At 72.0% G+C, this 25,879-nt stretch carries 21 protein-coding genes and 1 tRNA gene; 8 read left to right on the top strand and 14 right to left on the bottom strand.

The annotated features are described in order from the left end of the window. Window positions 1-16: 16 nt before the first annotated feature. The 11 genes from AB0D67_RS07665 to AB0D67_RS07615 all read right to left on the bottom strand — a co-directional run bounded on the left by AB0D67_RS07665 (window position 17) and on the right by AB0D67_RS07615 (window position 11,382). Window positions 17-1,096 (bottom strand): glycosyltransferase, encoded by a 1,080-nt coding sequence (locus AB0D67_RS07665; protein ID WP_362931046.1) that lies wholly within the window; start codon window positions 1,094-1,096, stop codon window positions 17-19. After that, the gene (locus tag AB0D67_RS07660; RefSeq protein ID WP_362931044.1) at window positions 1,093-2,115 is read right to left on the bottom strand and encodes a sulfotransferase; all 1,023 of its coding nucleotides are present in this window, start codon (window positions 2,113-2,115) and stop codon (window positions 1,093-1,095) included. Before AB0D67_RS07660 ends, AB0D67_RS07665 begins: the two co-directional genes overlap by 4 nt. A 365-nt stretch (window positions 2,116-2,480) precedes the next feature. Next, window positions 2,481-3,743, bottom strand: a complete 1,263-nt coding sequence (gene cysN, locus AB0D67_RS07655; protein WP_362931042.1) for a sulfate adenylyltransferase subunit CysN — start codon at window positions 3,741-3,743, stop codon at window positions 2,481-2,483. 98 nt (window positions 3,744-3,841) lie between these two features. Then, window positions 3,842-4,756 (bottom strand): sulfate adenylyltransferase subunit CysD, encoded by a 915-nt coding sequence (gene cysD / locus AB0D67_RS07650; RefSeq protein ID WP_362931040.1) that lies wholly within the window; start codon window positions 4,754-4,756, stop codon window positions 3,842-3,844. A gap of 19 nt (window positions 4,757-4,775) precedes the next feature. Beyond that, a complete protein-coding gene (locus AB0D67_RS07645; RefSeq protein WP_362931038.1) occupies window positions 4,776-5,543 on the bottom strand; it encodes a 3'(2'),5'-bisphosphate nucleotidase CysQ in 768 nt (255 codons plus the stop codon). Then, window positions 5,540-6,988, bottom strand: a complete 1,449-nt coding sequence (locus AB0D67_RS07640) for an exopolysaccharide biosynthesis polyprenyl glycosylphosphotransferase (protein ID WP_362931036.1) — start codon at window positions 6,986-6,988, stop codon at window positions 5,540-5,542. Before AB0D67_RS07640 ends, AB0D67_RS07645 begins: the two co-directional genes overlap by 4 nt. Window positions 6,989-7,091: 103 nt before the next feature. After that, the gene (gene pth / locus AB0D67_RS07635) at window positions 7,092-7,688 is read right to left on the bottom strand and encodes an aminoacyl-tRNA hydrolase (protein ID WP_362931034.1); all 597 of its coding nucleotides are present in this window, start codon (window positions 7,686-7,688) and stop codon (window positions 7,092-7,094) included. A gap of 74 nt (window positions 7,689-7,762) precedes the next feature. Beyond that, the gene (locus AB0D67_RS07630; RefSeq protein ID WP_362931032.1) at window positions 7,763-8,386 is read right to left on the bottom strand and encodes a 50S ribosomal protein L25/general stress protein Ctc; all 624 of its coding nucleotides are present in this window, start codon (window positions 8,384-8,386) and stop codon (window positions 7,763-7,765) included. Between the two features lie 250 nt (window positions 8,387-8,636). Further along, the gene (locus AB0D67_RS07625) at window positions 8,637-9,614 is read right to left on the bottom strand and encodes a ribose-phosphate diphosphokinase (protein ID WP_362931030.1); all 978 of its coding nucleotides are present in this window, start codon (window positions 9,612-9,614) and stop codon (window positions 8,637-8,639) included. Between the two features lie 76 nt (window positions 9,615-9,690). Next, entirely contained in the window at window positions 9,691-11,142 is a 1,452-nt protein-coding gene (gene glmU / locus AB0D67_RS07620; protein WP_362931028.1) for a bifunctional UDP-N-acetylglucosamine diphosphorylase/glucosamine-1-phosphate N-acetyltransferase GlmU, read from the bottom strand. 168 nt (window positions 11,143-11,310) lie between these two features. Beyond that, window positions 11,311-11,382 (bottom strand) — tRNA-Gln (locus tag AB0D67_RS07615). 323 nt (window positions 11,383-11,705) lie between these two features. On the opposite strand from AB0D67_RS07615, the gene AB0D67_RS07610 reads away from it, so the two are divergent. From AB0D67_RS07610 to AB0D67_RS07590, 5 genes are all read left to right on the top strand, one after another. Further along, window positions 11,706-12,647: a fatty acid desaturase gene (locus AB0D67_RS07610; protein ID WP_362931026.1), complete on the top strand. Its 942-nt coding sequence runs from the start codon at window positions 11,706-11,708 to the stop codon at window positions 12,645-12,647. A 325-nt stretch (window positions 12,648-12,972) separates the two neighbouring features. Continuing rightward, window positions 12,973-13,929 (top strand): TetR/AcrR family transcriptional regulator, encoded by a 957-nt coding sequence (locus AB0D67_RS07605; RefSeq protein ID WP_362931024.1) that lies wholly within the window; start codon window positions 12,973-12,975, stop codon window positions 13,927-13,929. Between the two features lie 108 nt (window positions 13,930-14,037). Further along, complete coding sequence (locus AB0D67_RS07600) at window positions 14,038-16,101, top strand: RNA degradosome polyphosphate kinase (RefSeq protein WP_362931022.1); 2,064 nt, start codon at window positions 14,038-14,040, stop codon at window positions 16,099-16,101. Next, the gene (locus AB0D67_RS07595; protein WP_362931020.1) at window positions 16,094-16,981 is read left to right on the top strand and encodes an NUDIX hydrolase; all 888 of its coding nucleotides are present in this window, start codon (window positions 16,094-16,096) and stop codon (window positions 16,979-16,981) included. Before AB0D67_RS07600 ends, AB0D67_RS07595 begins: the two co-directional genes overlap by 8 nt. Window positions 16,982-17,231: 250 nt before the next feature. Beyond that, window positions 17,232-18,653, top strand: coding sequence for a ricin-type beta-trefoil lectin domain protein (locus AB0D67_RS07590; RefSeq protein ID WP_362931018.1), 1,422 nt, complete (start codon window positions 17,232-17,234; stop codon window positions 18,651-18,653). An 81-nt stretch (window positions 18,654-18,734) separates the two neighbouring features. Here the strand turns inward: AB0D67_RS07590 and AB0D67_RS07585 are convergent, their stop codons facing one another. Next, complete coding sequence (locus tag AB0D67_RS07585) at window positions 18,735-20,231, bottom strand: CYTH and CHAD domain-containing protein (protein WP_362931236.1); 1,497 nt, start codon at window positions 20,229-20,231, stop codon at window positions 18,735-18,737. Window positions 20,232-20,415: 184 nt separating this feature from the next. Further along, window positions 20,416-21,183, bottom strand: a complete 768-nt coding sequence (locus tag AB0D67_RS07580; RefSeq protein WP_362931016.1) for a trans-aconitate 2-methyltransferase — start codon at window positions 21,181-21,183, stop codon at window positions 20,416-20,418. A gap of 56 nt (window positions 21,184-21,239) precedes the next feature. Between AB0D67_RS07580 and AB0D67_RS07575 the strand changes: the two genes are divergently transcribed. The 3 genes from AB0D67_RS07575 to AB0D67_RS07565 all read left to right on the top strand — a co-directional run bounded on the left by AB0D67_RS07575 (window position 21,240) and on the right by AB0D67_RS07565 (window position 23,820). Beyond that, complete coding sequence (locus AB0D67_RS07575) at window positions 21,240-21,803, top strand: MarR family winged helix-turn-helix transcriptional regulator (RefSeq protein ID WP_362931014.1); 564 nt, start codon at window positions 21,240-21,242, stop codon at window positions 21,801-21,803. A 455-nt stretch (window positions 21,804-22,258) separates the two neighbouring features. Further along, window positions 22,259-22,834: an RNA polymerase sigma factor gene (locus tag AB0D67_RS07570; RefSeq protein ID WP_362931012.1), complete on the top strand. Its 576-nt coding sequence runs from the start codon at window positions 22,259-22,261 to the stop codon at window positions 22,832-22,834. Beyond that, a complete protein-coding gene (locus tag AB0D67_RS07565) occupies window positions 22,834-23,820 on the top strand; it encodes a CU044_5270 family protein (RefSeq protein ID WP_362931010.1) in 987 nt (328 codons plus the stop codon). Before AB0D67_RS07570 ends, AB0D67_RS07565 begins: the two co-directional genes overlap by 1 nt. A 120-nt stretch (window positions 23,821-23,940) precedes the next feature. On the opposite strand, the gene AB0D67_RS07560 is transcribed toward AB0D67_RS07565, so the two are convergent. After that, entirely contained in the window at window positions 23,941-25,767 is a 1,827-nt protein-coding gene (locus AB0D67_RS07560; protein WP_362931008.1) for an ABC-F family ATP-binding cassette domain-containing protein, read from the bottom strand. Window positions 25,768-25,879: the final 112 nt, after the last annotated feature.

Genomic DNA, 25,879 nt, shown 5'->3' with positions numbered 1-25,879 from the left:
ACGGTCCGGAGCGCCATCAGATGCCGCGCCCGAGGTGGTGGAGCGCCCCGAGGACGGTCGCGGCCGGCACCAGGCCCGCGGCCACGGCGAGCGCGAGAGGCACCCGGGGTTCACCGCGGTGCGCGGTGAACGCCCGCCGGGCCCAGCGGCCCGCCTCCCTCCGCCGGCCGAGGGCCGCGTGGTGGAAGGCGAGCTGGCCGTAGACCCGCGCCGCGCCGCGCGGATCCACGACCAGATCGGGGTGCCGGGCGAGCATCCACTCCAGCCCGGCGATTCGGTCGGCCCAGCGGGTCGCGTACGCGGAACCGCCCCAGCGCACCCGCACCAGGGGACGGTCCACATGCGCGATCGGGTGACGCGCGGCCGCGCGCAGCGCGAGGTCCCAGTCTTCGTTCTGGCCTCCCGGGGCGCTCTCGTCGGCCCAGAACGCGCCCCGCCGGAACAGGAACGTCGAGGAGTGGACCATCACCATCCGCGAGCGCAGCAGGTGCGCCCGGGTGACGGCGGCCGTCCCGGCCAGCCGGGTGACGCGGCGCGAGCCGTACTCGACCTCGATGGCGCAGCTGGAGAACTCCGCGCCGGGTCGCGCCTCCAGGGCGGCGACCTGGGCGGCGACCTTGCCGGGCGCCCACTCGTCGTCGTCGTCGCAGAAGGCCACCAGGTCGGTGCCGAGCGCCGCGATGCCGGTGTTGCGGGCCCCTGGAAGGCCGGGGCTGAGGCGGTTGGCCGTCACCCGGACCCGGCGTGGCGCCTCCTCGGCGGAGACGGCGGGATCCCGGGCGTCCCCTCCCGTGGGGGCCGGACGCCGGACACTCTCTCCCGAGACGACCGGACGCCAGGCATCTCCTTCCGAGGCGGCCGGGCAGCGGACGGCCCCTGCCGGAGGCCGGGCGTCCCCTCCCGGGGTGGCCGGGTTCCGGGCGGCCAGGAGGTCGGCCGTCCGGTCGGTGACCGCCGCCGGGTCGCCGCCGTCGACGACGACGACCACTTCGAGGGGACCGGGGTGGTCCTGGCCGAGCGCGGCGCGGATCGCGGCGCGCAGCCGGTCGGGCCGATGTCCCCGCGTGGGGATGACCACGCCCACCGATGGGCTCACGCCGATCTCCTGTCGTAGCCGTACTTGATCATGAGGGGCCAGGTCAGGGTTGCGACCAGGCGCCGGTGCCGCGGCGGGGCGGCGGTGCGCCAGCCGTCGTCGGGATCCAGGCGGATCCGGCCGACCGTGAAGCGCACGGGGTTGCCGGAGACCGTGTGGGCCGGAGAGAGATCGGCCCGGCCGGTGGAGAGGAAGTCGAGGCGGGGCGCGAGACCGGCCTCCGCGGCCACGCGGCCCAGGGTGGCGGCCGGGGCGTCGAGCAGGTCCTCGTAGCGGACCCGGGTGACGCGGACGCCGCCGCGCGCCAGCAGTTCCAGGCTGAGGTTCTGGGCGAGCCAGTGCAGCGAGGTGCGGGCCGGCGACCAGCGGGTCATCGGCCGGCCGTCCTCCGGGCGGGGCACCCGTCTGCGCCAGGAGTGGGCGACCGCGCGGGGGTCGCGCACGACGTGCACCACGTGCACGTCGAGCCCGGCGGCCGCCAGGCAGAAGGCGGTGGAGGCGTGCTTGCTGGAGTCGACCACGACGGGCCGGCCGGAGACCTCCGCCGCCGCGTCGTACAGGCGACGGTGCGCCGCGGCGTACTCGGCGAGCTCCGGAGACGCCGTGAGCTCCGCGGACTCCCCGAACGGCATGAATCCCGGGAACACCGGAGGCGTCACGGACCGGGCGAACGTCGCCGGTCCCGCGGACCCCGTGGACCCGGCGAGACGGCGGGCCAGTTCGGGAACGCGCCGGGTGCGGTCCACCCGGCGTCCGAGCCGGAGCATCCGGCGGGCGAGGTCGTCCGGCCAGCCGCCGAACGCGCGCTCGCCGACCTCCCGCCAGAACGGGCACGCGCTGAACGGCCGCCGGCAGCCGCATGGCTCGTCCGCGAGCACGCCCCTGGCCCAGAGGTGGACGACCTCGCCGAGCGGCGTGACGCCGGGGACCTCGCCGAGCAGGCGCTCCAGCAGGGTGGTCCCGCTGCGGCCGAGACCGCCGAGGAAGACGACCCGGGCGGGAGGCGGCTTGTCAGGCACGGCACGAATCCTTACCCGTCGGATACGGAACGTGCACATCCTAATGCGGAGGGTTACCGTGCCATCGCGGAAAGGACAAAGGATCTACCTGGGACGCGCCGGGCCGGATCGCGTCCCGCGGATGATCCGCGGGACGCGGTCCGGCACCGTGGCCGGAGGCACCCTGACCGTCCGACACCCCGGAACCCGGCGCCGTACACGGGAAGTCCCCTGACCGTCCGACGCCCCCGGAACCCGGCGCCGTGACCGGGCGGGCCCGGTGGCCTCCCCGTGCACGCCCGGTCACGGCGCCGGATCCCGTCCGGCGGATCGTTTCTCCCGTCGCGACCACCCGGGCGGCCCCTGACGGGCGCCCGGGACAGGCCCTAACGGGCGTCGGTGATCATCCCCGCGCCGACGGTGTTGTTGGTGGCCTCGTCCACGAGGATGAAGCCGCCGGTGAGGCGGTTCCTCGCGTAGTCGTCCACGAACAGGGGCTGGGTGACGCGGAGCGAGACGCGCCCGATCTCGTTCAGCCCGAGGGAGCCGGCCTCCTCGTCGCGGTGCAGGGTGTTGACGTCGAGCCGGTAGTGGAGGTCCTTGACCAGCGCCCTGGCGGTGCGGGTGGTGTGCTTTATGGCCAGCTTGGCACGCGGCGCCAGCTTGACGGCGTCGGTCATCCAGCAGACCATCGCCTCCAGCTCCTGGGTGACCTGCGGCTGGTTGTTGGGCCGGCAGATCATGTCGCCGCGGGAGATGTCGATGTCGTCCTCCAGGCGGAGCGTCACCGACATCGGCGCGAACGCCTCCTGCACCGGGCCGTCGAAGGTGTCGATCGAGGCGATGCGGGTGCTCAGCCCCGACGGCAGGTGCACGACCTCGTCCCCGGGCTTCAGCACGCCGCCCGCGACCTGCCCGGCGTATCCCCGGTAGTCGTGCAGGGCCGGATCGGTGGCGCGCTGCGGCCGGATGACGTACTGGACCGGGAAGCGCACGTCGACGAGGTTCCGGTCGGAGGCGATGTGCACGTTCTCCAGGTGGTGCAGCAGTGAGGAGCCGTTGTACCACGGCATGTTCTCCGAGCGGGACACCACGTTGTCGCCGTGCAGCGCCGAGATCGGGATGAACGTCAGGTCCGGGGCGTTCAGCTTGGCGGCGAACGCGGTGAACTCCTCGCGGATCTCCTCGAACCGCTCCTGGGAGTAGTCGACCAGGTCCATCTTGTTCACCGCGAGCACCAGGTGCGGCACCCGCAGCAGCGTGGTGAGGAACGCGTGCCGCCGCGACTGCTCCAGCACGCCCTTGCGGGCGTCGATCAGGACGATCGCCAGGTCGGCGGTGGAGGCGCCGGTCACCATGTTGCGGGTGTACTGGATGTGCCCCGGGGTGTCGGCGATGATGAACTTCCGCTTGGGCGTGGCGAAGTAGCGGTAGGCCACGTCGATCGTGATGCCCTGCTCCCGCTCGGCGCGCAGGCCGTCGGTGAGCAGCGACAGGTCGGTGTACTCGGTGCCGCGGTCGCGGGAGGTGCGCTCGACCGCCTCCAGCTGGTCCTCGAAGATCGCCTTGGAGTCGAAGAGCAGCCGTCCGATGAGGGTCGACTTGCCGTCGTCGACGCTGCCCGCCGTGGCGAAGCGAAGGATGTCCATCAGAACCGCTCTCCAGAGGTCGTACGGCGTGCGCGGGAGGGCCGCGCGGGAAGGGACTGCCGGGCCGCGCGGACCGGCCGGGAAGGAACCGTGCTCACTTAGAAGTACCCCTCCCGCTTGCGGTCCTCCATCGACGCCTCGGAGGCCCGGTCGTCGGCGCGGGTGGCGCCGCGCTCGGTGATCCGGGTGGCGGCGATCTCGTCGATGATCTCCTCGACCGTGGCGGCGGTGGACTGGACGGCGCCGGTGCAGGTCACGTCGCCGACCGTGCGGTAGCGGACCACGGCCTCGAAGATCTGCTCGTCCTCGTCGCGGGTGATGAACTCGCTCTCGGCCAGCAGCATGCCGTCGCGCTCGAACACCTTGCGCGTGTGGGCGTAGTAGATCGAGGGGATCTCGATGCCCTCGCGCCGGATGTAGTCCCAGATGTCCAGCTCGGTCCAGTTGGACAGCGGGAACACCCGGATGTGCTCACCCTTGCGGATCTTCGCGTTGTAGAGGTTCCACAGCTCGGGGCGCTGGTTCTTCGGGTCCCACTGGCCGAAGTCGTCGCGGAAGGAGAACACCCGTTCCTTGGCGCGGGCCTTCTCCTCGTCCCGGCGGGCGCCGCCGAAGACCGCGTCGAACTCGCCGTCCTCGATGGCGTCCAGCAGCGTGGTGGTCTGCAGCCGGTTGCGGGAGGCCCGGCGGCCGGTCTCCTCGGTCACCCGGCCCGCGTCGATCGAGTCCTGGACGCTGGCCACGATCAGTCGCGCGCCGAGCTCGGCGGCGCGGCGGTCGCGGAACTCGATGACCTCGGGGAAGTTGTGCCCGGTGTCGACGTGCAGCAGGGGGAAGGGGATCGGCGCCGGCCAGAACGCCTTCTCCGCGATGCGGAGCATGACGATGGAGTCCTTACCGCCTGAGAAGAGGAGACAGGGACGCTCGAACTCGGCCGCCACTTCACGCATGATGTGAATGGACTCTGCCTCGAGGACGTCGAGCTGCGACGTGGTGTAGTCGCACTGGAGCATCAGACTCTCCTAGCGGTGCTTATCGGTGCAGGTCCCGGATGCCGGCAAGCAACGCTGGCGCCAGTTCCGGTAGGGAAACCAGGATATCCGGCAGCGAGGGGTCTCCCTGGTTGTACCGGAGCGGCGAGCCGTCGATCCGGCTGGCGTGCGCCCCCGCGGCCAGGGCCACGGCGACCGGCGCGGCGGAGTCCCATTCGTACTGCCCGCCGGCGTGCACGTACGCCTCGACCTCACCGGTGAGCACCGCGGAGATCTTCGCGCCGGCCGAGCCGATCGGCACCAGGTCGGCCCCGGCGAGCTCGGCGAGGGCCCGGACGAACTCCGGCGGGCGGGTGCGGCTGACCGCGATCCGCGGCCTGGCCCCGGCGGCGGGCGCCGGCCGTACGGGGGGTTCGAGGGTGGACAGGGTGCGGCCCTGCGCGGGCAGCGCGACCGCGCCGGCCGTCAGGACGCCGCGCTCCCACAGCGCCACGTGGACCGCCCAGTCGGAGCGGCCCTGCTCGGCGAACTCGCGGGTGCCGTCGAGGGGGTCGACGATCCACACCCGCTCAGCCGCCAGGCGGCGGGGGTCGAGGCGCTCCTCGCGGGTCGCCTCCTCCGACAGCACGGCGTCGCCGGGGCGTGAGCGGGCCAGGGCATCCATCAGGAACAGGTGGGAGGCGGTGTCGCCCTCCTTGCGCAGGACCGCGGGGTCGCCGAACCCCCGCTCGGCGCGCAGGGCCAGCAGCCTCTCACCCGCCTCGGCCGCCAGATCCGCCGCGAGAACGTGGTCGTCCCGGATCGTCATTCAGCAAGCTCCGTTCCTCGCGCGACGGCTGCCCATGTGTTCCAGAGAATCTGCAGGTCCAGCGTGAGGGACCAGTTCTCTGCGTAACGCAGCTCCCACCGTACTGATTCCTCCCACGGAATGTCAGGGCGCCCGGTGAGCTGCCACAGGCCGGTCATCCCGGGCTTGACCGGCAGCCTGCGGCGGACGTCGTCGTCGTACCGGGCGACCTCCTCCGGCAGCGGCGGCCTCGGTCCCACCAGCGACATGTGGCCCAGCAGGACGTTGAGCAGCTGCGGCAGCTCGTCCAGGGAGCGGCGGCGCAGCCGCGCGCCCAGCGGGGTCAGGCGCGGGTCGTGCCGGATCGCGTACGGCACGGCGCGGCCGTCCCCGCGCAGGCCGACCCGTCCGCGCTCGGCGCCGCCGGCCATGGTGCGGAAGGTGTAGAGGGTGAACTCCGCGCCGTCGCGGCCCACCCGGCGCCGCCGCAGGAGGACGGGCCCGGGGCCCGACGCCCGGACGGCAAGCGCCAGCACGGTGAGCAGCGGCAGCAGCGCGGCGAGCAGCGCCGCGGCCGCGGCCCGGTCGAAGGCGGCCTTGAGCACCCGGCGGGAACCGGTGATCCGCGGGTGCTCGGCGTACAGCAGCGGCACCCCGGCCGCCAGGCGGACCCCGGTGCGCGGCCCGGCGGGCTCCAGCAGCGCCGGGGCGGCGACGAGGTCGGCGCCGGTCCGCTCCAGCCGCCAGGCGAGTCTGCGCAGCGCCGTGCCGTCCAGCTCCGGGCAGGCGAGCACGGCCACGGTGTCGGCCGCGGCCTGCCCGACCGCGAGCGGCACGTCGGACAGGTCTCCGAGGACGGGGACGCCCTCGACGTCGTCTCCTCCGTCGTACGGCACGCACGCCGCCACGACCTCCATGCCGTGGCGGCGCTCCCTGCGGAGCAGGCCGATCAGCTCGGCGACGGCGGGCCGGCGTCCGGCCGCGACGACCCGGCGCGCGCACCGGCCCCGCTCGCGCATCCGCCGCAGACGGCGGCGCAGGCCGTACCGGCCGAGGAGTGCGAGCGCCGTTGCCAGCGGGACGGCCAGGACGACGTAGCCGCGGGCCGTCTCGGTGCGGGCGAGGTAGGCGCCGGAGGCCAGGGCGACGGCGAGGGCGAGCCCGCACCGCGCGATCCGGCGGTACTCCTCGGGCCCGAGGCCGGCCACACGGGGCTCGTAGGCGCGGTTCAGCGCGGCCGCGCACACCCAGACGGGCGGCAGCGCGGCGCTCAGCGCGACGTACGGGGTGACGTCCGGGCCGCTCTCCCCGAAGCGCGCGAACAGCGCGAGGAGGCCGGCCACGGAGGAGCAGAGGAGGTCGGTGGCGACGGTGTACGCCCGGTGGCGGCGGGCCCAGGCGGGCGCCCGCGGGCGGGACGCCGACGTCGATCCCGGACCGGTCGGGACGGCTTTCACCTCGCGCACACGCTCCCCCAGCGTAGTCGATCGGCGACCGATGGTCACCGGATGTTACCGAGGGAGAAGGGGGCGCGGCGGCCGAAGGCCGAAACGCGCGCCGCCCGGATGACTATCTGGGCGGGCCCGAGAGCTTCAGGTCGCCCGAGTGGAAGGCGTTCTGGGTGGCCTCCAGGCCGGAGGCGATCAGCGACTCGACCATGTCGGCGGCCCGGTCGACGAGGAACGGCAGGTCCTTGCGCTCGGCGGTGGCGAAGTCGCGAAGGACGAAGGCGGCGGGGTCCATCCGGCCGGGCGGGCGGCCGATGCCGAACCGCAGCCGCAGGTAGTCCCGGGTGCCCAGCGACTTGGTGATCGACTTCAGCCCGTTGTGGCCGTTGTCGCCGCCGCCGAGCTTGGCGCGGAGCGCGCCGTACGGGATGTCGAGCTCGTCGTGGACGGCGATCACCCGGGCCGGATCGACCTTGTAGAAGTCGGCGAGGGCCTTGACCGGGCCGCCGGAGAGGTTCATGTAGGACAGCGGCTTGGCCAGCACGGCGGGGGCGCCCGCCACGCGCCCCTCCAGGGCCTCGGCGCGCGACCGGTGCGCCTTGAACCGTCCTCCGATGCGGGCGGCGAGCTCGTCGGCCACCATGAAGCCCGCGTTGTGCCGGTTACCGGCGTACTCCGGCCCGGGATTCCCCAGACCCACGACCAGCCAGCGGTCCATGGTCGGCGCCCCTTCCACATGCGCGTCAGGGCAGCCCGGTCGCGGGCTGCCCTGACAAGGTCTAGCAGATGAAACTACTCGGCGGCCTCGGCCGGCGCGGCCTCGGCGGTCTCGCCCTCACCCTCGGCGGCGGCGGCCTCACCCTCGGCGGCCTCCTCCTCGATGGGGGCGGCGGCGGTGGTGACGTGCAGGACCAGGGTCTCCGGGTCGGCGATGAGGGTGGCGCCCTCGGGCAGCTTCAGGTCGCCCGCGGTGACCTGGGTGCCGACCTCCATGCCCTCGACGTCGACCTCGACGCCGGTCGGGATGTGGGTCGCCTCGGCCTCGATCGCGATGGAGACGAGCTGCTGGTCGAGGACGCCGTCGGCGACCTCGCCCACCGTGGTGACCGGGATCTCGACGGTGACCTTCTCGCCGCGCTTGACGAGGAGGAGGTCGACGTGCTCCAGGAAGCCCTTGATCGGGTCGCGCTGGACGCCCTTGGGCAGGGCCAGCTCGTCGGCGGCGCCCTTGAGGCGGATCAGCACGTTCGGCGTGCGCAGGGCGAGCAGGAGCTCGTGGCCCGGGAGCGTGAGGTGCAGCGGCTCGGTGCCGTGCCCGTACAGGACGACGGGGACCTTGTTCTCACGGCGGATCTTGCGAGCGGCGCCCTTGCCGAACTGGGCGCGCGGCTCGGCGTTGATGACTACTTCGGCCACGACGGATCTCCTAGGGATCTTCGATGGATTCTGAAGGGCGCGCTCCCCCTCACCCGCCCTAGCGGAAGGCGTTACGAGCGCGCGCAACCCGAACAGCCTACCGGCACACGGGCCGGGTTCGGCCCGCCGAGGCTCGGGTCGCCGCCTCGGCGGGGTCTCGCGGGGGTCTTACGGGGGTGTCGCGGGGGGCGCGGCGGTGTGCCGGGGAGGATCGATCAGGTGCCGCGGGGGCGGCGGTGTGCCGGGAGGATCAGGTGTCGCCCTCGAAGAGGCTGGTCACCGAGCCGTCGTTGAACACCTCGCTGATCGCGCGGGCGATCAGCGGGGCGATCGACAGGACGGTGAGCTTGTCGAACCTCTTCTCCTCCTCCAGTGGCAGGGTGTTGGTGACGATCACCTCGGAGATGCCGGAGTTCTTCAGCCGGTCCACCGCGGGGTCGGAGAACACCGCGTGCGTGGCGGCCACGATCACGTCGGTGGCGCCCTGCTCGTACAGCGCGTCGGCGGCCTTGCAGATCGTGCCCGCGGTGTCGATCATGTCGTCGATCAGCACGCAGGTACGGCCCCGCACCTTGCCGACGACCTCGTTCACCTTCACCTGGTTGGCCACGTCGAGGTCGCGGCGCTTGTGGATGAAGGCCAGCGGGGTGCCGAGGGTGTCGGCCCAGCGCTCCGACAGGCGGACGCGGCCGGTGTCGGGCGAGACGACGGTGGTGGTCTCCAGGTCGAGCTTGTCCTTGAGGTAGTCGACCAGCACCGGCATGGCGAACAGGTGGTCGACCGGGCCGTCGAAGAAGCCCTGGATCTGCGAGGTGTGCAGGTCGATGGACATCAGCCGGTCGGCGCCCGCGGTCTTGAACAGGTCGGCCATGAGGCGGGCGGTGATGGGCTCGCGGCCGCGGCCCTTCTTGTCCTGGCGGGCGTAGCCGAAGAACGGCATGATCACGGTGATCCGTTTGGCGGAGGCGCGCTTCAGCGCGTCCACCATGATCAGCTGCTCCATGATCCACTGGTTGATCGGACCGGTGTGGCTCTGGATGACGAAGGCGTCGCAGCCCCGGACCGACTCCAGGTAGCGGGCGTAGATCTCGCCGTTGGCGAAGTCACGCAGGGTGGTGGGGGTGGGGTCGATCCCGAGATGGCTCGCCACCTCCTCGGCCAGCTCCGGGTAGCCGCGTCCGGAGAAGAACATCAGCTGCTTCTCACCGGTCTGCTTCATGCCGCTCATGCCGTCCTCCTCGCCTGACGGCCCTCGGTCGTCGTCGCGACGCTGCCGTGCCCGCCGGCCGGCTCGCTGCGCTTGATCACGTCGTGCTCCCCTGCTGGTTTCCGGCGTCGATGGCCTTTTGGGCCGCCTCGGCCGATCTGGTGCCCGCGCGCCTGCGCGCGACCCACCCTTCAATGTTGCGCTGCCGCGCGCGGGCCACCCCGATCGCCCCCGGAGGAACGTCGCCGTCGATGACCGAGCCCGCGGCAGTGTAGGCGCCGTCGCCGATGTTCACCGGCGCGACGAGCATGGTGTCGCACCCGACGAAGGCGTGGTCGCCCACCACCGACCGGTGCTTGTTGACCCCGTCGTAGTTGACGAAGATCGTCGAGGCGCCGATGTTCGCCCCGGCGCCGATCACGGCGTCACCCGCGTAGGTCAGGTGGGGCACCTTGGCGCCCTCGCCCACCTGGGCGTTCTTCATCTCCACGTAGGTCCCGGCCTTGGCCCCGCGCCCGAGCACGGTGCCGGGCCGCAGGTAGGCGTACGGTCCCACCTGGGCGGCGGGGCCGATCTCGGCCTCGACGCAGACGGCGTTGCGGACCACCGCCCCCTCGCCGACGACCGTGTCGGTCAGGGTGACGCCGGGGCCGATCTCGGCGCCCTCGGCGACGGCCGTACGGCCGTGCAGCTGGGTGCCCGGGTGGATCACCGCGTCGGGTTCCAGGGTCACGTCCACGTCCACCCAGGTGGTGGCGGGGTCGATCACCGTGACCCCGGCCCGCATGTGTCCCTCCAGCAGGCGCGTGTTGAGGACTTTGCGGGCGGAGGCGAGCTGCACCCGGTCGTTGACGCCCTCGACCTCGACGTGGTCGGCCGCGATGTGCGCGCCGACCCGGTGGCCGTCCTCCCGGAGGATGGACAGCACGTCGGTGAGGTACTCCTCGCCCTGGGCGTTGGCGGTGGAGACCCGCTTGACCGCGTCGGCCAGCAGGCGGCCGTCGAAGGCGTAGACGCCGGAGTTCATCTCCCGGATGAGCCGCTGCTCGGGGGTGGCGTCCTTCTCCTCGACGATGGAGAGGACCGCTCCCGTCCCGTCGCGGACGATCCGGCCGTAGCCGCGGGGGTCGGGGACCTCGGCGGTGAGCACGGTGACGGCGTTGCCGTCGCGGTCGTGCCGCTCCAGCAGCGCGGCGAGGGTCTCGGTGCGCAGCAGCGGCGTGTCGCCGTAGGTCACGAGGACCGTGCCGTCGACGGTCCCGGTGGTCTCCAGCACCACCCGGACCGCGTTGCCGGTGCCGCGTTGCTCGGGTTGCACGACGGCCTGGGTGTCGGGGCCGGTCCGCGCTAGGTGCTCGCGCACCCGTTCGCGCTCGTGGCCTATGACAACAATGAGCCGCTCGGGTTCGAGACCTCGAGCGGCGGCGAGCATGTGGTCCACGAGTGCGCGACCGCACAGCTCGTGCAGGATCTTGGGTGTTTTCGACTTCATCCGGGTGCCCTCACCTGCGGCGAGGACGATGACGGCGGCCGGGCGCGGCACACTCACGGACGAGGCTCCCTCGGCGTCGCGGCTGAGACATTGACCGGGTGGCGGACCGTCCCCGCCCTCTTCAGGGCATCGGACGGTCACCCACTCGACAACGTGAGGATACCTGCCCGCCCGGGAACCCACCCAGCCGACTAGCCGGGCCAATAAAACGGTCAAAAGTTACAGCTCCGGCACCAGGACTCGAACCTGGACAACAAGGACCAAAACCTTGCGGGCTGCCAATTACCCAATACCGGATCGACAGGGCCGCCCGAACCGGTCGGGCACCCGGCACCCCCCCACGATACCGAGCCGTCGATATCGAACGCGCCTCGTTTCGGCTCCGCCTGCGCCACGGGCGCCGGGAGGAGTGAGAGGACCCCGGGGCGGGCATGGACCGGGGGACGCCGTTTAGCAGATCCGTCCGGTGGTAGCAAGTCATGAACCGACCACGGGATCCGCCGGGGAGCGTCATCTTCTCCACATCCATCCGTAGGTGTTCCTAACTTACGATGGCGTAGGTTACGGTTGCGTAGCCGGACGAAACCGCCCTTCTCCTATGAGTCGTATCGAGGTAGCCCATGACCGTCCTTGAAGAGCGTTCCGCCCCTTCTCCGAAACCGGACGTCGATCCGGAGCCCAAGACCCGTCCCGAGATCATCACCTTCATGGTGGTCGTCGCCCTGCCGCTGATCGCGCTCGTCGCCGCCGTGCCGTTCGCCTGGGGGTGGGGGCTCCGCTGGACGGACGCCGTCATCGCCCTGGTCTTCTACGTGGTCTCGGGCCTCGGCGTCACCGTCGGCCTGCACCGCTACTTCACCCACGGGTCGTTCAAGGCCAAGCGCCCGCTGAAGATCGCGCTGGGCATCGCCGGCAGCCTCTCACTGGAGATGTCGGTGCTCGACTGGGTGGCCACCCACCGCAAGCACCACAAGTTCTCCGACAAGGATGGCGACCCGCACTCGCCGTGGCGGTTCGGCACCGGCTTCTGGGCGGTGAGCAAGGGGCTGCTCTGGGCCCACATGGGCTGGCTGTTCGAGGCCGACCGGGCCAACCGCGAGAAGTACGCCCCCGACCTGGTCAAGGACCCCGACATCATCAAGCTGCACAGGTACTTCCCGGTGCTGGCGATCACCTCGATGGTGATGCCCGCCCTCCTCGGCGGCCTGCTGAGCTGGTCCTGGTGGGGCATGGCGACCGGCTTCTTCTGGGGCACGCTGGTCCGCATCGGCCTGCTGCACCACGTCACCTGGTCGATCAACTCCATCTGCCACGTCTTCGGCGAGGAGGTCTTCGAGTCGCGTGACAAGTCCCGCAACGTGTGGTGGCTGGCGATCCCCTCCTTCGGCGAGTCCTGGCACAACCTGCACCACTCCGACCCGACCTGTGCCCGGCACGGCGTGCTCAAGGGCCAGATCGACCTCAGCGCCGGCGTGATCCGGATGTTCGAGAAGCTCGGCTGGGCCCACTCCGTCCGCTGGCCGACTCCGGAGCGACTGGCGGCGAAGCGCATTGCCGCCTGACGGCCCATCACGGAGTCCCGGGGCGGCCCGCGTCACCGCAGCGCCGCCCGGCATCCCGTCCCGGAGTCCCGGGACCGCACGTCCCCTCGGGGCGGCCCGCCTCACCGCGGCGCCGCCCGCACCCCCGGCGACGGCCTCCGGCGGTACGGCGCCGCCCACCGCCCCGCCCGGGACCGCGAGGCGGACGGGCACCGTCCGGAAGGCGGTCACCGCGCGGCAGACGGGTGCCGTGACCGCGGATGAGACGATCGACCGGAGTGCCGGAATCGACGCCGTCCAGGGCGCGGTTCCCGCTTCGCGCTCCGGGGACGCCATTATTGGAACCGTGAGCGAGCCCCGAAGACGCATGTCAGGCAAGGAGCGCCGGGAACAGCTGATCCAGATCAGCCGGTCCCTGTTCGCCGAGAAGGGGTTCGACGGCACCTCGGTGGAGGAGATAGCCGCCACCGCCAACGTCTCCAAGCCGGTGGTCTACGAGCACTTCGGCGGCAAGGAAGGCGTCTACGCGGTCGTCGTCGACCGTGAGATGGACAAGCTGCTCGGCATGGTGACCGAGGCCCTGTCGGCCTCGCACGCGCTGATCAAGCTGGAGCGGGCCGCCCTGGCGCTGCTCGCCTACGTGGAGGAGAACAGCGAGGGCTTCCGGATCCTGATCCGCGACTCCCACGCCGCCTCCGGGACGGGCACGTTCGCCAGCCTGATCAACGACATCGCCAGTCAGGTCGAGGACGTCATGGTGGACGAGTTCGTCCGCCGGGACTACGACCCCAAGCACGCCCCGATGTACGCGCAGATGCTGGTCGGCATGGTGGCGCTGACCGGCCAGTGGTGGCTGGACGTGCGCCGGCCGCCGCGCGAGGAGGTGGCCGCCCACCTGGTCAACCTCGCCTGGAACGGCCTGAAGGGCCTGGACCCGCATCCCCGCCTGACCGCCGCCCGCGGCCTGGACCAGCTGCGTCCCCGGCCGTCGGAGAAGGAGCTCCGGGAGCGGGAGAAGGCCCGCGAACGCGACCTGAAGGAGCTGGAGAAGGCCCGCGAGCGCGAGCGGCGCGAGGCCGAGAAGCTCGCCCGCGAGCAGGAGAAGGCCCGCCAGCGCGAGCAGCGGGAGGCCGAGAAGGCGCGGGAGCGGGAACTGAAGGGTCAGGAACGGCTGCTCAGGGAGCGGGAGAAGGCTCGCGAGCGCGAGCTGAAGGAGCTGGAGAAGACGCGCCAGCGCGAGCAGCGGGAGGCCGCCAGACAGGCCAGGCTCTCCGAGCACCCCGGCGAGCCGCCGGAATCCTGAACCCACGGGGTCCCGGACCGGCGGGGATCCCGAACCGCTCCGGCGGGTGACAGCGCTCGTTGATCCGGCGTTCACGTTGAGTTTCCAAAAACCGGGCATTGTCGTCATATGTCGGTAGAAGTCGCTCACACTGACCCCGGAGATCAGCCCCTTCCCCAGGACCGCTTCCTCAACCGCGAGGAGAGCTGGCTCCAGTTCAACCAGCGGGTGCTGGAGCTGGCCGAGGACCCTTCCCTCCCCCTCCTGGAACGGGTCAGGTTCCTCGCGATCTTCGCCAGCAACCTCGACGAGTTCTTCCGGGTGCGGGTGGCCGGCCTCAAACGGCGGATGGCCACCGGCCTGCTGCTGCGGACCAAGAGCGGGCTGAAGCCCAGCGAGGAGCTCGCCAGGATCTCCGCGATCGCCCACGAGCTCGCACTGCGGCACGCGGCCTGCTTCCGCGAGCTGCTGTGCCCGCTGCTCGCCGCCGAGGGCATCGAGATCGTGCGCTGGGACGACCTGGGCCGCGACGAGCGCACCGAGATGCGCAGGCTGTTCCGGGAGCGGATCCGGCCGGTGCTCACCCCGCTCGCCGTGGACCCCGCCCACCCGTTCCCCTACATCTCCGGGCTGTCGCTGAACCTCGCGGTCACCGTACGCAACCCGGTGACCGGTCACACCGTCTTCGCCCGGGTGAAGGTGCCGAGCCGGCTCCCCCGCTTCGTCGCGGCGTCCGGGGACCGGTTCGTGCCGCTGGAGGACGTGATCGCCGCCCACCTCGGCCAGCTCTTCAAGGGCATGGAGATCGTCGAGCACCACGCCTTCCGGGTGACCCGCAACGAGGACCTGGACGTGGACGAGGACGTCACCGAGAACCTCATGCAGGCTCTGGAGCGCGAGCTGCTCAGGCGCCGCTTCGGCCCGCCGGTCCGGCTGGAGGTCGAGGAGAGCATCACCCCCGAGGTGCTCGACCTGCTGGTGGACGAGCTGGGCGTGGCCCCGCACGAGATCTACCGGCTGCCCGGCCCGCTGGATCTGACCGGCATGCACGCCATCGCCGACCTGGACCGGGACGAGCTGAAATTCCGCCCGTTCGTTCCCGCCGAGGTCGTGCACGTCTCCGACGACATCTTCGCGTTGCTGCGCGAGCGGGACGTGCTGCTGCACCACCCGTACGACTCCTTCGCCACGAGCGTGCAGCGCTTCATCGAGCAGGCGGCGGCGGACCCGAACGTGCTGGCCATCAAGCAGACGCTCTACCGGACCAGCGGCGAGTCGCCGATCGTGGACGCGCTGATCGACGCGGCCGAGGCCGGCAAGCAGGTCGTCGTGGTGGTGGAGATCAAGGCGCGGTTCGACGAGCACGCCAACATCACCTGGGCCCGCAAGCTGGAGCGGGCCGGCTGCCACGTGGTCTACGGCGTGGTCGGCCTGAAGACCCACTGCAAGCTGGCGCTGGTGGTACGGCAGGAGCCCTCGGGCGAGCTACGCGCCTACTGCCACATCGGCACCGGCAACTACAACCCCAAGACCGCCCGGGTCTACGAGGATCTGGGCCTGCTCACCGCCGACCCGCTGGTCGGCGAGGACGTCACCGACCTGTTCATCCACCTGACCGGCTACTCCGCCCACTCGGCCTACCGGCGGCTGCTGGTGGCGCCGCACTCGCTGCGCGGCGGGCTGGTGGCCAGGATCGAGCGGGAGACCGCCCACCAGGAGGCGGGCCGCCCGGCGGGCATCAGGATCAAGACGAACTCCCTGGTGGACGAGCCGGTCATCGACGCCCTCTACCGCGCCTCGCGGGCGGGTGTTCCGGTGGACCTGTGGGTGCGGGGAGTCTGCACGCTGCGGCCGGGCGTCCCGGGACTGTCGGAGAACATCCGGGTCAGGAGCGTGCTGGGCCGGTTCCTGGAGCACTCGCGGATCTACGAGTTCGGCCGGGGCCGACGGCCGGAGATCTGGATCGGCAGCGCCGACCTGATGCGCCGCAACCTGGACCGCCGGGTCGAGGCGCTGGTGAAGGTGACGAGCCAGCGGCAGCGGGCATACCTGTCGGACCTGCTGGACCTCGCGATGTCGGAGGACACCGCCACCTGGTGGCTCAACGGCGACGGCACATGGACCCGGCACGGCGGCGCGGACCTGCAGGACCACCTGATCGGCACCCGGCGATGGAGGACGATGGATGACTGACCCGGACACCCGCCCGGCGGACCTGATCCGCGCGGCCGGGGCGGTGGTGTGGCGGGGCCGGGAGTCCGCGCCGGAGGTCGCGCTCGTGCACCGGCCGAAGTACGGCGACTGGACGTTCCCCAAGGGCAAGCTGCACCCGGGCGAGCACGTCGTCGCCGGAGCCCTGCGCGAGGTGGCCGAGGAGACGGGCCTGGCGCTGCTGCTCGGCCGGCCGCTGCCGCCGGTCCACTACCTGATCGGCGGCCGGCCCAAGCGGGTCGACTACTGGACGGCCCGGGTGGCGCCCGGCGTCCGTCCCGTCGCCGAACGGGAGGACGACGAGGTGGACGAGGTCGCCTGGGTGCCGGCGGCCGAGGCCGCGCGGCTGCTGACCTACGAGTGGGACACCGCCCTGCTGGACGCGCTCGCCGCCGCGCCGCTGGCCACCACCCCGCTCGTCCTCGTACGGCACGCCCTGGCCGGGTCGCGCGAGAAGTGGGAGGGCGACGACGACGAGCGGCCGATCGACCGGGACGGCGCGGCGCAGGCCGCCGCGCTGGCCGGCGTCCTGCCCGGCTACCTGCCCGCCGAGCTGGTCAGCTCCCCCAGCAGGCGGTGCGTGCAGACGCTGGAACCGTACGCGGGCCGGGCCGGTCTCGCGATCCGCCCGGAGCCGGCGCTGTCGGAGAGCCGCCACGACCCCGACGCGGCCCTGCGCCTGGTCACCGGTCTCCTGTCCTCCGGCCGGCCCGCCGCGGTCTGCAGCCACGGTAAGGTCCTGCCCGGCCTGATGACCGGCGTCGGCGTGGGGCGGGAGGAGGCGGGCCTGCCCAAGGGCGGCTTCATGGTGCTCCACCACGCCGCGGGCCGCCTCGTCGCCACCGAGAGCCACCCCGTCTGATTCCCGTTGGGTGGACGTGCGCGTGCGGGCAAGGTTCGTGCGCGGATGCGCAATGACAGGCGCTCCCCCGTCTGCGACCGTCGTGTCGTCGCTGCTCATCATCGCCCGCCGCCCGCGCCGTCCGCGGCCGCCGCCCGTCTCCCCGTACGGCCGGCGGCACACCCCGTCGTCCCCGGTGCCCCGATGCCGGCACCCGCGCCGGGAGCGGCGCCGGGCGGCGGACGGGCCCCAAGGAGACCATGTGTCGCTGGTGGACGGAAAACCCTTCAGCAAGATCCCGAACGGCGCCAGGACGATCATCTCGTGCGTCCTCGCCATGCTCTGCCTGCTGATCGCCCAGGCTCCTCCCGCGGCCGGTGAGACGCCGGCGTCCGGGGAGTCCGCGGTCGCGGCGGCGGCCCTGGCCGCGCCGCAGAGGCAGACCCTGAAGCTGCTGCACTTCAACATGGCCGGAGGGGCCAAGAACAACGGGACCTACCCCATCATCGGCAGGATCATCCGGGAGGTGCAGGAACGCCGGCCCGACGTGATCTCCCTCAACGAGGTCTGTGACCGGCAGTACGGGCACCTGCTGATCCAGCTGGAAGCGATCGGCTACGCCATGCAGGGCCACTTCCAGGAGTCCAGGACGTTCGTGCCGGACTGCGTCGTCTTCCCGGACACCCGCAACGAGGCCGGCAACGCCGTCCTGGTCCGCGGCACGGTGACCGGGCACCAGGGCTACATGTTCACCACCGACCACAAGCTGGAGGCGCGTGAGCAGCCGACGGTCACCGAGAGCCGCAGCGTCGCCTGCGTGACCGCCCTGTTCGCCATCGCGGACCAGCCGGTGAAGGCGTGCTCGACGCACCTGGCGCCCAAGGACTCCGCGGCGAGCAACCCCTACGCCGCCCCCGAGGCCGAGGCCAGGGAACTGGCCAGGGTCTTCGGCCCGGAGGCCGCGGCGGGATCGTTCATCCTGATGGGCGACCTGAACCTCAAGCCCGGCAACCCGGCGCTCGGCTCGCTGTACGCCCCCGACGCGGGCACCACCGGGGAGTTCTGGGAAACCGACATGCACTACTACTGTTCCGACACCTTCTGTGACGGTCCGGTGCAGGGCGGCGACCCCAGCCACGCCGAGGGGAAGATCGACTACACGTTCGTCAGCCGCAAGCACTTCAGCTTCGAGCACCAGAACGTCCAGATGGTCGACGCCGGCAACTGCGACGACCACATCTGCTCGGACCACAAGATGTTCCGCAGCGAGGTGTACCTCCACCAGACGCGGACTCCCTACGGATTGATCCGCAACTACTACAGCGGCAAGTGCGTGAGCGTCACCGGCACGGCGAACGGCGCCAAGGCCCTCCAGGGCAACTGCACCCCGTCCTCCACCGACCAGCGCTGGCGCTTCGAGCACGCCTTCTGGGGCTCCTACACCATCCGCAAGGAGAACGGCGGCAAGTGCCTGATGACCCCCAGCGCGGTGAACAAGGTGGGAGCCGTGCAGTACGCCTGTGACATCAACGACGGCAGGCAGCGCTGGACCACCGACTACCCGCAGGCGGACATGTGGCGGGCCGTCGACACGGGCAAGTGCCTGATGGTGGGCAGCGCGTCGGTCAACACGGCCGTCATGAACGCCACCTGTGACCAGGCGTCCCCCGCGCACCACTGGGCCTACCTCTGACCCTGATCCGGGCCCGCACGTGACTCCTGGCCCGGATCCGGCCCGTGGGTCCGCGGCCGGGTCCGCTCCCCGCCGCGGGCCTCACAGGAGCTTCGCGACCGCCTTCGACGTCTTCTTCCACAGGCGGGGGAACTCCTCGCGGGCCCGCTCGGTGCGGGCCCGCTCCAGGCCGGTCAGCACGCCGTAGGTGAAGGTGTCCTCCCCGGCCCGCCGCGCGGCGTCGGCGACCGCGGCCAGCCGTCCCTGGGCGACGACGCCGTCCATGCGGGCGCCCAGCGCCTCCTGTACGGCCTCGGCCCGCCCGGCGAGCTCGTCCATGCCGATCGCCTCGGCGGTGTAGCGGGCCCGCTTGGCGGCCTTGCGCACGTCGTGCATGGCGTGCTCGCGGCCGGCGGGGTCGGTGACGGCCAGGGCGGCCCGGTGCGCCTTGACCACGCGCCGCCAGCTCTTGGCGGCCAGGGCGCGGAGGGTCTTGGCCGGCCGGTCCGCCGCGCCGGTCAGCGCCGGGGCGGCGGTCAGCGCGTCGAGGGCGTCCAGCAGGGCGAAGTAGCGCTCGCCGCGCAGCGCCTCCCGCGCCCGGTCCAGCGCCTCGCGTTCGGCGGCCCCGAGTTCGGCGTCGAGGCGGAGCCGGACGGGGCCCGACACCGCCCCCTCCCCGAGGGCGTCGAACCCGGCGATGAGGCGCTCCCTGACGACCTCGGCGTCCCGTGCCTCGCCGAGCACCCGGCCCAGCCACTTCAGCTCCTCCTGGAGCCCGGCGGTGTCCTCCACGACGCCGCCGAACGATCTCAGCGCGCTGCGGAGTCGGCGGGCGGCGACGCGCATCCGGTGCACGGCGTCGTCGTCGGCCCGCCGTACGCGGGGGTCCTGGGCGAGCAGGGCGTCCGCCTGGGCGGTGAGGTAGCCGGTGACGACCTCGCCCGCGGAGCCGGGCCGGGTGCGCGGGCGGGGCCGCCCGGGGATGGGACGGGCGGAGCCGAGCACGCGGACGAGCTTGCTCGGCGACGCGGCGGGGACGGCCCCGGCGGCGGCCAGCCGCTTGCCGACCTTGCGGAGCAGCCGTTCGTCGCCCCCGACCAGCTCGGCCTCCACCTCGCGCCACCGTTCCACGTGCGGCCCGGATCCGGGCTCGCCGCCCGCGACGGCTTCGGGGACGGAGCCGGTCACCTGGTCGTCGGCGATCTCCACCAGCCGCACGCCCGCGCCGTTGACCAGGGTGGTCACCGTACGCCGCGTCTCCAGCTCCGCGACGGGGGCCAGGGGCGCGCCCCGGGTGAAGGCGAGCACGAGGTCGGCAAGGTCGGCGGGGACGGTCTTCGCGCTCCGGCCGAGCGGGCGGGCGATCTCCTGCCGGGCGCCCCCGGCCTTGGGCAGCTTCAGGTGCCAGCCGGCGTCGGTGCCGCCCCTGCGGCGGCGCAGCGTGACGCCGCGCGCGGCCAGCCGCAGGTCGGGGGTGTCGAAGTAGACGGCGGCGAGCCGGTGGGTCACCGGCCCGGCGGCCCCGGTGACCCCGGGCAGCCCGGTCAGGTCCGGGACCTCGAACCCGGCGGGCACGTCGAACTTGTCCTCGATCTCCATCGCCACGGGCCACCCCCGGTCAACCGGACACATCTCTCACATCACACGCAGTGGGTATTGATGCCCAGTTCTGCGGCCGGAAACGTCGGAAGGTCCCGCCGGTCGGTCCCCGACGTCAGTCCGGGCCGAGGGCCGGAGGCCGGAGCCTCCGGGCAGCCGATCGTCAGGACCGGCCCGGATCCCTCTACCTGTGGGCGACCACGAAGATCCTGCGGAACGGGAAGACCGTCCCGTACGGCCTGCGCGGGTACGCCTCGCCCAGCCGCGCGCCGCACTCGGCGAGGAACTCCTCCGTCTCCCGGGGGTCCAGCCGGTCGAGCGCGGGCCGCAGGGCGGTGCCGCTGACCCAGCGCAGCACGGCGTCCTCGCCCTCCAGGACGTGCAGGTAGGTGGTCTCCCAGGCGTCCACCCGGCAGCCGAGCCCGGACAGCAGGTCCAGGTACTCGGCCGGTTCGCCGACCGGGGCGTCCCGCGTGAGGTCCCCGAGCCGGTCGCGCCACCTGTCCGTGGCGTACAGCTCGCGGATGATCCGGTGGCTGGGGAAGTCGAAGTTGCCGGGCACCTGGAAGGCGAGGTGCCCGCCGGGGGCGAGCGCGTCCACCCAGGCGGGCAGCAGCTCGCGGTGTCCGGGCACCCACTGCAGGAGGGCGTTGGAGACCAGCACGTCCACCGGCCGTCCGGGCCGCCACCGGGTGGCGTCCTCGACGGAGAAGGTCAGCCGCCCGCCCGGCACCGCCTTGGCGATCATCGCGGGTGAGGAGTCGAAGCCGTGGACGTCGGCCTCGGGCCACCGCGCGGCGAGGTGCGCGGTGAGCTCGCCTCCGCCGCAGCCGGCGTCCACCACGTACGAGGGCCGCTCGGCCGTTATTCTGGCCGTGAGCTCGAAGAAGGGGCGCGCACGCTCACCGGCGTAGCGGCCATAGGTCACGGGGTCCCACATATCTCTTGACATCAAGATAATTGATATCCACCGAGATATCTCGATGTCAAGAGAGATAGGATCGCGGTATGACGCTGCAGCACGCGGACGACGGCGACGGCCGGGCGGACCGGCACGAGGACGAGGTCGACCGGCTGGTGGCCGCCTGGCGCGTCGAGCGCCCGGAGCTCGACGTGGCACCCCTCCAGGTGCTCAGCCGGGTCTCCCGCCTCGCCCGCCACCTGGACCGCGCCCGCCGGACCTCCTTCGCCGAGCACGGCCTGGAGATCTGGGAGTTCGACGTGCTGACGGCGCTGCGCCGGGCCGGCGAGCCGTACGAGCTGAGTCCCGGGGCGCTGCTCCGCGCGACCCTGGTGACCTCCGGGACGATGACCAACCGGATCGACCGCCTCGCCGCGGCCGGGCTGGTCCGGCGGCGGCCCGACCCCGAGGACCGGCGGGGGGTGCTGGTGTCGCTCACCGACGCCGGGCGGGAACGGGTGGACGGCGCCTTCGACGACCTGCTCCGGCGTGAGCGCGACCTGCTGGCGGCGCTGGGAGAGCATGAACAGCAGGTCCTCGCGGACCTGCTGCGCACGCTACTCGTCCCTTTTGACGCCGATGACACCGGAGCTTCCGGAGCGCACGGATGATCTACTGCCCGCCTGCCGGAGGGTAAACCGGCCGGAGACGACCGATCGGAGGGTATTCGTAAGAACCGGGACACCAGCCGCCAGACGAAGGAGACGATGAGGAGGCCGATCCGAGCGCGCTGGCGCTGATCAAGGTCCCGGCGGGGAATGTGAGCCCGTCGTCGATGCTGACCGAGATCTCCCGCCTGGAGGCGGTGCACGCGATCGAGCTTCCGGCGGGCCCGGTCCGCAGTGGAGTCGCCCTCGCACCTGCGTGATCACAGCGATGAGCCGATCTTGGACGGCCGACCGCGAGATCCTACGGGGAACCTTTTACCTGAATACGGATAAGTACCGTCGTGACATCCATTCCACACGATGAGCCAGTCCTGGCCGGTCCTCCAGCGGACGTGCGAGCACCGTTTCAGGCGGACGTATCAGAACCGGCCCGGGCAAAGGTTTCGACAGTCTTCGAAGTGCCGGCCCCCATGCAGGACTCGGCTGTCATCAAAGAGTCGCTGATCGAGCCGGAGCGTTTCGCCGAGCTGTTCGAGCGGCATGGCGCCGTCCTGCATCGCTACGTCGTCCGGCGTCTCGGTCCTGACCAGGCGGAGGATGTGGTGGCCGAGGCGTTCACCAGGGCGTTCGAGAAGCGGCACAAGTACGCCTCAGATCGCCAGGACGCCCTGCCGTGGCTGTACGGCATCATCACGAACATCATCGGCTCCCATCGAAGGGCGGAGATACGCGGATACCGGGCGCTCGCCCGAACCGGGGAGGACCCCGTGGCGGTGGCCTTCGACGATCGGGTGGTCGCCCGCGTCTCCGCCTCGGAGATCCGCAGACCGCTCGCGGCCGCCTTGGCCAAGCTGGGCAAGGGCGAGCGCGACGTACTGCTGCTGATCTCCTGGGGCGACCTCAGCTATGAGGAGACGGCGCAGGCGCTGAATGTGCCCATCGGCACTGTGCGGTCCCGGCTGTCCCGCGCCCGCCGCAAGATCGCCCAGGCACTGGGCGGCAGCAACCCCACCAACGTGATCGAGGAGGCCTGATGAACGATCTGGACATGGTCCGCGACCTGCGGTCAGAAGTGCGGCAGAGCGAGGCGAACGATCTGCATCGCGCCCGGCGGCGGCTGCTGGCCACGGTGGCTCCGGAGCCACCGGCCCGCCGGGTCCGGCGTACGGTGCTGCGCGTGGCCGCCATGGGCGCACTCGGCGTCACGATCACGGCAGGCGTCACGATGGTGCAGAGCCTTGGTACGAATGATCGGGGAAACGGAATCGCCAGCGCCCCGGCATGGCTGTCGGTGGCGAACGCGGAGACCCTGGCCAAGCACGCGACGGCGGCGGCGGCCGACCAGACGGACGTATACCCGCGAGCCGACCAGTGGATCTACGCCAAATGGGACTCCTACACCTCACCCAAGCTGATGCCCGAAGCCGCCGTGCCACCGGTTGGAGGAGGCAAGACAGGCTCACGGAAGACCGTCGAAACATGGATTCGGGGGGACGGCGAAGAGAGGGCCATGCGGGACGAAGTCAGTAAGACGATCAAGCGGCGCCGAGACGGAGCGGATCCCCGTCTGCGGTTCGACCCCGCTTATCTGCGCTCGCTCCCCCTGGAGCCGTCCGCCCTGCTGGAACGCCTGAAGAAGGACACGAGTGAGATCCCTCTGCCCGAAGCGCGGGCGGTGTCTCATCAGATCATGAGCATCCTGGAGGAAGGCGCTCCGGCGGCTCGCCTGCGAGCCGCTCTCTACACCGTCCTCTCCCGACTGGACGATGTCGGCGTGGAGACGGTGCGCGATCTGCTGGGCAGACAGGGCGTGGCGATCTACACGCACGACGACGAGGGGGTCCGTCAGGAAGTCATCATCGACCCGAACACCTTCGTCCTGCTCGGGGCACGCCGCATCTACGTCGGCGGGGTCAAGGCGCCCTCTCCGTACTACAGCGGGTTGCCCAAGGGTGAGGTGATCGCCTCAAGGGCCCGGGTGTCCGTCGGCATCGTCGACGACGCGGGGGACATTCCGTAATCAAGCCCTTGGCCGGTGCCGGTGACCTGCAAATTCGGCGAGATGGAAATCGTGTGACCCACGCACGTTGTCCGGACGCCGGCCGCCCAGGATCGACTCGCGGACAGCCGGTCGCCCCGGTCACTCGCCGAGGCGGTCGGCCGTCTCCAGCCACTCGGCCTCGATCCCGTCCTTCTCGGCCAGGATCTCCTTGAGCTCGGCGTCCAGCGAAGCCAGCCGGCCGTAGTCGGAGGCGGCCTCGGCCATGGCGGCGTGCAGCCTCTCCTCGCGACCACTCAGCTTGTCGAGCTGGCGCTCCAGGCGGGACAGCTCCTTGCGCAGCTCCCGCTCCTCCTTGGCCGACAGGCCCGCCTGGGCCGCCGGGGCCTTCGCCCCGTCCGCCGACGCGGCCGGGGCGGCGAACGCGGCGGACGCCGACCCGCCGCCGGCGGCGCGGGCCGACAGCGCCGCGCCCGAGGCCCGCCGGGCGAGATACTCGTCCACCCCGCCGGGCAGCATCGACAGCCTCCCGTCGCCGAGCAGCGCCACGACCCGGTCGCACACCCGCTCCAGGAAGTAGCGGTCGTGGCTCACCAGGATCAGCGTGCCCGGCCAGCCGTCGAGCAGGTCCTCCAGCTCGTTCAGCGTCTCGATGTCGAGGTCGTTGGTCGGCTCGTCGAGCAGCAGCACGTTGGGGTCGTCCATCAGCAGCCGCAGCATCTGCAGCCGCCGCCGCTCACCGCCGGACAGGTCGCCGACGACCTTCCACTGCGCCTCGCCCTTGAAGCCGAGCCGCTCCAGCAGCGCCGAGGCCGTCCACTCCTTCTTGCCGACCTGGACGAACTTGCGGACCTCCTCGACCGTCTCCAGCACCCGGCGGGCGGGGTCGAGCTCGGCCAGCTCCTGCGACAGGTGCGCCAGGCGGACCGTGCGGCCCCGCACGACCCGTCCCGAGTCGGGCTCGACCGTGCCGGACAGCAGCCGCAGCACCGAGGACTTGCCCGAGCCGTTCACCCCGATCAGGCCGATCCGGTCGCCCGGACCGAACTGCCACGTCGAGTGGTCCAGCACCAGCGGGCCCTGGCCGGGACCGCCGGCGTGCAGGGTGACGTCCTCCAGGTCGTAGACCGTACGGCCCAGCCGCGCCGCGGCGAACTTGACCAGCTCGACGGTCTCCCGCGCCGGCGGCTCGTCGGCGATCAGCGCCTGGGCGGCGTCGATGCGGAACTTCGGCTTGGAGGTGCGGGCGGGCGGGCCGCGCCGCAGCCAGGCGATCTCCTTGCGCATGAGGTTCTGGCGGCGCGCCTCGGCCGCGGCGGCGATCCGGGCGCGCTCGGCCTTGGCCAGCACGTAGGCGGCGTACCCGCCCTCGTAGCGCTCGACCGCGCCGTCCACGACCTCCCAGGTGCGGGTGGAGACGGCGTCCAGGAACCACCGGTCGTGGGTCACCACCAGCAGCGCCGACCTGCGGCCCGCGAGGTGCCTGGCCAGCCAGTCGATGGCCTCGATGTCGAGGTGGTTGGTGGGCTCGTCCAGGATGATCAGCTCGTGCTCGCCGATCAGCAGCCGGGCCAGCGCCGTACGGCGCCGCTCGCCGCCCGACAGGCTCCCGACCGGGACGGTGAGGTCGATGTCGCCGAGGAGGTTGGCGAGGATCTCGCGGATGCCGGCGTCGCCCGCCCACTCGTGCTCGGCACGGCCGCCGAGGACGGTCTCGCCGACCGGCCGGTCCGGGTCGAGGTCGTCGCCCTGGGACAGCGCGCCGATCTGCAGGCCGCGGTTGTGGGTGACGCGCCCCTCATTGGGCTTGAGGGCGCCGGCGATCACCGAGATGAGCGTGGTCTTGCCGCCGCCGTTGCGGCCGACCACCCCGATGCGGTCGCCCGCCTCGATGCCGAGGGAGACGTCGCTGAGAAGGGGCTTGGGGCCGTATGAGTGGGATACCGACTCGAGGTTGACCAGATTCATCGCCCTACAAGGGTATCCGCTCCCGGACCGCGCGGCCGTCGCCCCGGGCAGGACCGGGTCCGCCGCCCGGTCGCCGGGACACGGGCGACGCGGCGACACCGCCCACGCCGCC

The sequence above is a fragment of the Streptosporangium sp. NPDC048047 genome, assembly GCF_040653115.1.
Lineage (GTDB): Bacteria > Actinomycetota > Actinomycetes > Streptosporangiales > Streptosporangiaceae > Streptosporangium.
Note: the sequence above shows the minus strand (reverse complement) of the source record. Positions and strands in the feature narration are given on the sequence as shown.